The sequence below is a fragment of the Flavobacterium sp. UBA4854 genome, from assembly GCF_002399805.1.
Taxonomy (GTDB): domain Bacteria; phylum Bacteroidota; class Bacteroidia; order Flavobacteriales; family Flavobacteriaceae; genus Flavobacterium; species Flavobacterium ginsengisoli.
Genome location: NZ_DHEI01000104.1, coordinates 3,069 through 9,455 on the forward strand (window position 1 = coordinate 3,069; position 6,387 = coordinate 9,455).

Below are 6,387 nucleotides of genomic sequence, written 5' to 3' on the forward strand. Positions count from 1 at the left end.
ACACGTGTTATTTCTGATTCTAACTGAGGATCAATATCTTTTGGAAATTGAAATGCAGCCAACGAACCATCTTTTTCTACTACAAATGAAACAATAATACGATCTTTTGCATTTTCTACTTCTTCAGGCATTTTAAATTCTTGGGCAAAGAACTCATAGAAAGCGTTAATCCCACTTGGATAGTCTGCTTTTGTTTCGATTGCAGCTCCCATATAAAACACAGAATCATCTTCTAATGCGAGATCTTGTGGTACTTTTTTTTCACATAAAGGCTGATTTTCATTATATGACAGTTTATCATTTTTTTTGACAAAATTAATTGCGACTATTTTTGAAAGCTTTCTGTTTTTTCTCTCAATGTTTAAACTGTCTTTTTGAACAACAATATTCATTGTGATAGTATCAAGAGTAGGTTTTCCATTAATTATTCTTGGCATCCATTTTACTTTTGAACTTTTTAAAACTCGAATCATTTCTTCTCCAGTTTCATAACCAATATTGTCAAAAATTTTAAATTGTTCTAAAGTCCCAGCTTTATTTACAACAAAAGAAACCTCAATTTCTCCTGTAATGTGTCTGGCTTTTTTAGGAATTTTAAATTCATTTTGAATGTATGTGCTAAATCTCTCTAGTCCCCCAGGATATGCAGGAAGTACTTCAAAATTTTCAATAACAGGAGTGCCAGTGATGGTTTCGTAATAGGGTTCGTGGGGTTCGATATAGGCAATAGATCCTTCAGGAACGGCCTTTATAGGCTCTATGTCGGCATATAAATGAGGTGCAGGAGGTGTTTTTTCAACCAAACGGTCTTCATTGTTTGGTTGATCAGGATTTTTTGGTTCATTGTCTGTTACCACTTCTATTTTGTCAATTTTCATTTTATTACCTTCGGTGTCGGCACAACTGAATAAAGTGGTTCCCATGGCGACAAATAATGCCAATAAAAACATTTTATGATAATGGGTTTGCGAATATAAAACACGATCCGGAATTTGAATAGTAATAGTCTCCAATTGTGACTTTCTAAATCTGCCACAAATTTTTTGGTTTTGGTTTTGAATGAAATAATGCTGAATCTCTTCAGGAAGCATCGACGTAAAATCAACAACAGTTTTAGAACAGCTCATGCAGAAACGGCCATTTTCATTTGGCATCATTTTGTTCCAGTCTTCAGAGCATGGTTCAGGTATACTGATTTTATGTTTTCTTTCCATATTCAAATTTCAAAATTTAAATGTAGTAAAAATAATGAGTAAAGTTTTACTTTTGCAAGTATGATAAATCCTTTCACCGACGAGTATTTTATGAAAAAAGCTTTGCAGGAAGCCGAAATCGCTTACGAAAAAGGCGAGATTCCTGTTGGAGCTATAATTGTTGTGGCTGATAAAGTAATTGCAAGAAGTCATAATTTGACCGAATTGCTAAATGATGTTACAGCTCATGCTGAAATGCAATCTATAACTGCCGCTGCAAATTTTCTAGGTGGCAAATATTTAAAGGATTGTACACTTTATGTAACTCTAGAGCCTTGTCAAATGTGCGCAGGAGCTTTGTACTGGAGTCAGATTTCAAAGATTGTTTTTGGTGCACGCGACGAACAACGCGGATTCTTGAATATGGGAACAAAATTGCACCCAAAAACTACTGTTGTTTCTGGCGTAATGGCAAATGAAGCAGCAGATCTTATGAAACGTTTTTTTCTTGAAAGAAGGAAATAAATAGTAAGAAATTTACTTTTAAAATTTTTTAATAATTATATTTAAGTTTTTTTAAAGCAGGGAAATTAATTATTAAGTGAATATAGAATGGATGATTTGATATATTTTATTTCAGAATTTATTGAAAAGAACAGACAAGAGCGTTGGAAATATTTAGCATCAGGTAAATGGAAAAATTTTGCTGATAAACTTCATGGACTGGAAAAACATTTAAACAACAGATGTGTTCTTGCAGAGAAAAATGCAATTCAGAAAGTAGAAGAAATTATCGCGATAAATAAAATAACTCAAGGAGTTTATGTTGATCGTAATAGCGAGCCTTTTTTGATGAACCCGATTGATATAAAGTCTGTTAAAGATGACAGTTTAATTATTTGTAAAAAAAATAATATTGCATTTTTTTTTCATCATGAAGGATGGGTATGGATGTGTGAATGAAATTTCATCTGCCTTGAAATGTTTAAGCTTTTTCTCAAGGTTTAAGTAATTATTTAAAAATTTAATGACAAATTTCTCAACAATAAAAAAGCTATTTCATATTACAGAACCTAACGGTTTCTCTAATGATGAAATTCAAATTGTAAAAGAGATTTTCGGACAGCTTCCTGAGGTTTTCATTGATTATTATGCTGAATTAGGTAAAATTCAAAATTTAAATTATACACAAGATTCGTTAATTATTCCAGAGCGTTTTAAATATTTTCAAAATAATGATTATTTGATTTTTTATTGCGAAAATCAACGTGCTTGTGTTTGGGGAATTCACAAAGATGATTTGTCAAAACCAAATCCTCCAGTTTATATGAGTTATGATGAAAAAGAATGGAATCTCGAAGCAAATACTTTGACAGATTTTTTTACTGCAATGGCATATTTACAAGCAGGTTTTGCGTTAGATTTTACTTCAGAATGCTTTTATGAAGTGGATGAAGAAGCACTGAAATTTATTGTTGAGCATTATAAAAACAAAGGAGTTTCTTTTAAAAAATGGATGGAGGGAATTAATTTCTATGGAAATGAAGATGATGATGTAATTACAGTAATGAGTAATGATCAAATTCTTTATTCATCAAACACAGAAAATCGTTTTTTTGAAATGAATAAAGTGTTATCAAAATTGGGTTCTGAGCTTTGAGAGTGTGAATAAAACTTCAACAAAAGTTAAATAATCATATTAGAGAATTTTCTTCTTAAATAGTTCAGGAAATATTTTACTTTTATAGTAATTTAATTGCGATTTTGCTGTTATGGCTTTTGATAAAATATCGCATTAAATTATTAGTTTATTAACCGATTAACTCTAGATAAAAGTGAAAGCAAAAGGACTATTTTTCGTATTTTTCGTGTTTTTTATTTTCCAATCCTGCGGGCGCAAATCAGCGGCCGATTTCAATTCCGATTTTTCATTATTCAAAGACTACATTACTAGTTTTACTGGCGGTATCGTTTCTGCAGATTCTGATATTCGAGTGGTTTTGGCATTCGATAAAAACGATTGGAAACCTAATCAAGAATTAGACGACGATTTGTTTGATATTTCGCCAAGTGTTCACGGAAAAGTTATTGCACTTTCAACAAATACTTTAGCTTTTATTCCAGAGAAAAAACTTAAAATGGGAACCGAATATCAAGTTACTTTAAACTTAGATAAGCTGACAGCCATTCCTAAAGAGAAAGAAAAAGAACTTTCTAAATTCAACTTTACAGTTAAAACCGTTAAACAGGATTTTACCATCAATACTGGCGATGTGCAGTCGTACAGCAAAGAATATCAATATTTAAACTGTACGTTAAAGACTGCTGATAATATTGATTTGGAAACCGCCATTAAGCTGGTTAAAGCTAAACATAACGGAAGCGATCTTAAGATTAAGTTCGATAAAAATGTGTCTTCAGGAAAAGAATTTCATTTTATAATAGATAGTATTCAGCGCCAGTCAGAAGCTTCGAATTTAGAAATTATATATGACGGAAATGATTTCGACATCGATCAGAAAGGACAAATCGATTTTCCGATTACAAGTATCAACGAATTTAAAATCATAAAAGTTGAAATTCCAGATGGAAACAATCAGCAGGTTTTAATTAATTTCTCCGAGCCTTTAGAAAAAGGTCAGGATTTTGCTGGATTGGTTTCGATTCAGAATACCAATAATTTGAAATTTTCTACACAAGGAAATTTACTAAAAGTATATTTTACGAATCAAAATGCACCTAAAAAAGAAAAGACTGTAACAGTAGTTGCAGAAGAACCAGTTGCAGTAGCTGTAGATTCCGCAGCAGTTGTAGTCGATTCTGCTGCAGTGGCAGTTGATTCTGCCGCCGCAGTTGTAGAAGATGCTGTTGAATATGTGCCAGACGAAGAACCAGAACAAGTTGTTACGGGCGAATTATTATTGGAAGTTTTTCAAGGAATAGAAAGCCAATATGGCAAAAAACTGGAAAACAATTATTCTGAGAAAATTTCTTTTGATCAGATAAAACCCAATGTTCGTTTTATTAAAAACGGAACGATTCTGCCAAGTTCAAACAATTTAAAATTAAATTTTGAAGCTGTAAATCTGAGTGCTGTAGATGTTAAGGTGTACAAAATCTACAAAAATAACATTCTGCAATTTCTTCAATACAATGAATTAAACGGCGGGCAAAATCTCAAGAAAGTCGCCCAGCCAATTGCAAAAACAACACTGAATTTAAAAGAAAGTACGCTCGTAAATCTCTCTAAATGGAATACGTATGCTTTAGATTTATCTAAAATCATTAAACCAGAACCGGGAGCAATTTACAGAGTAGAGTTTGTTTACAAAAAGAAATATTCATTATACAAATGTGAAACTTCAGAAGGAAATGACGATGAAGCTGAGGAGGAAGAAGTGGATGAAAATGATGTAAACTACAGCGGAAACTCTTACGACGATTATTACTATTATGACGATTACGACTGGAGAGAAAGTCAGGATCCTTGTACAGGTTCTTACTATTATAATGCCAGAATTGCAACTAATATTTTAGCTTCAGATTTAGGAGTTATTGCAAAAAGAGGCGAAAATAAATCGTACTTGTTTGCTGTAAACAATATCGTTACAACTGAGCCAGTTTCAAACGCAAGAGTAGATTTATACAACTTCCAACAACAAAAAATTGCAACAGAAGCAACAAGCAGCGAAGGTATTGCATCTTTCCAATTGGATAAATTTGCCTATTTCGCAATTGTAACTTTAGGCGATCAGTCGACTTACGTAAAACTGGATGACGGACTTTCATTGTCTGTTAGTAATTTTGATGTTGCCGGAGAGACTTTACAAAAAGGCTTAAAAGGATTTATTTACGGAGAAAGAGGCGTTTGGCGTCCGGGAGATAATCTATATCTGTCATTTATTTTGAATGATGCTGCGAATAAACTTCCGAAATCGCATCCAATCAAATTCAGATTAAACGATCCGAATGGTAAAACAGTTTATCAAACCGTTCAAAAAACAAATGATCTAAACCATTATGCTTTTATAGTTCCAACCAATCAAGATGCGCCAACAGGAAACTGGGAAGCAATGGTAAGCGTTGGAGGCGCAAAATTCTATAAGAGCATTAAGATTGAAACGATTAAACCAAATCGTTTAAAAATCAAAAATACCTTTAGTAGAAAAACACTTTCGGCTTCGTATCCAAATACTGATAATCTTGAGGTAACATGGTTGCACGGTGCAATTGCAAAGAATTTGAATGTAGAAATGCAGGCTAAATTCTCTCAACAAAGTACAACATTTAAAGGTTATGAAAAATATACTTTTGATGATTTAGCTCGTCAATTCAGCACAGAAGAAATTAATGTTTTTTCAGGAAAATTAAACGAAAACGGAAAAGCATCGGTAAACATTCAGCCAAGATTACAAGGTCAGGCGCCAGGAATGCTTCGCGCTTCATTCATTACAAAAGTGTATGAAGAAGGAGGAGATTTCAGTACAGATGTAATGTCAACGACTTATTCTCCGTACAAAACCTACGTTGGACTAAAAACGCCAGAATTGAACAAGTACAGCATGCTAGAAACGAGAACAAACAATCGTTTTGATGTAGTAACGGTTGATGAAAACGGAAGGCCAAAATCAGTTCGTAATCTCGAAGTACGAGTTTACAAAGTAGACTGGAGATGGTGGTGGGATTCTTCAAGCGATAATTTATCAAATTATAACTCGTCGAATGCAACTACTTCGTACAAAACTTTTGTAATCAATACCGATTCAAGCGGAAAAGGAAGTTTTCAGTTTGCTTTGACAGACGAAGAATGGGGACGTTATTTAATTCGTGTTGCCGATCAGGAAGATGGTCATGCGGCCTCATTGACAGTAAATATTGACTGGCCAATCTGGTCTGGAAAAACACGTAATAGAGATGCTTCAACTGCTAATATGTTAGTTTTTTCTACCGATAAGAAAAATTATGAAGTTGGAGAAAAAGCACAAATATCTTTCCCTTCAAGTGAAGGTGGACGCGCTTTAATTTCAATAGAAAACGGATCAAGAGTAGTGCAGACTATTTGGGCTGAGACTAAAAAAGGAGAAACTAAAGTTGAGGTTCCAATTACAGGAGCAATGGCACCAAATGTATATTTTAATATTACTTTGTTGCAACCTCATGCTTCGACCAAAAACGATTCGCCAATTCGTATGTA

Annotated in this window: 5 protein-coding genes; 4 read left to right on the plus strand and 1 reads right to left on the minus strand. The window is 33.3% G+C overall.

Going from position 1 to position 6,387, the window contains the following annotated elements; translation table 11 throughout:
* Positions 1–1,214, minus strand: a 1,214-nt coding sequence (locus B3J44_RS15310; protein WP_414654809.1) for an energy transducer TonB, incomplete at its 3' end; no start/stop codon positions are given.
* Between the two features lie 60 nt (positions 1,215–1,274).
* Between B3J44_RS15310 and B3J44_RS15315 the strand changes: the two genes are divergently transcribed.
* The 4 genes from B3J44_RS15315 to B3J44_RS15330 all read left to right on the plus strand — a co-directional run.
* The gene (locus B3J44_RS15315; RefSeq protein ID WP_198854603.1) at positions 1,275–1,718 is read left to right on the plus strand and encodes a nucleoside deaminase; all 444 of its coding nucleotides are present in this window, start codon (positions 1,275–1,277) and stop codon (positions 1,716–1,718) included.
* An 87-nt stretch (positions 1,719–1,805) separates the two neighbouring features.
* The gene (locus tag B3J44_RS15320; protein WP_286969402.1) at positions 1,806–2,156 is read left to right on the plus strand and encodes a hypothetical protein; all 351 of its coding nucleotides are present in this window, start codon (positions 1,806–1,808) and stop codon (positions 2,154–2,156) included.
* A gap of 64 nt (positions 2,157–2,220) precedes the next feature.
* Positions 2,221–2,853 carry a hypothetical protein gene (locus B3J44_RS15325; protein WP_286969404.1) on the plus strand — a complete coding sequence of 211 codons (633 nt, stop codon included), beginning with the start codon at positions 2,221–2,223 and terminating at the stop codon, positions 2,851–2,853.
* A gap of 175 nt (positions 2,854–3,028) precedes the next feature.
* Positions 3,029–6,387: alpha-2-macroglobulin family protein (locus B3J44_RS15330; protein WP_286969406.1), on the plus strand; the 3,359-nt coding region annotated here is incomplete at its 3' end.